The 264-nt window shown below is 34.8% G+C and carries 1 protein-coding gene; it reads left to right on the forward strand.

What is annotated here, in order from left to right; translation table 11 throughout:
- Nucleotides 1-264: sigma factor-like helix-turn-helix DNA-binding protein (locus tag SB775_RS30510; protein ID WP_410865005.1), on the forward strand; the 264-nt coding region annotated here is incomplete at both ends.

A 264-nucleotide genomic window follows, 5' to 3' on the forward strand; every position in this document is an offset into this window, starting at 1 on the left:
GTAAAATCATGGCTTTTTAAAGTGGCATATCATACTTTTATTGATTTTGTTAGGAAAGAGAAAAAAGTAACCTTTGTAGGAACGGAGGAATTAGAGACGATACAAGCGGGGGAATCTACAGAAGAGTATGTAGTCGCAAAAAATAGTTATGAAAAGTTAATTCAGATTATTCATACTTTACCGGTGGTAGAGGCGCAAGCTATTTTATTATGTGACGTACATCAATTAACGTACGAAGAGGGTGCTTCTGTACTAGATTTAAAG

This window comes from Peribacillus sp. SIMBA_075, from assembly GCF_046534585.1.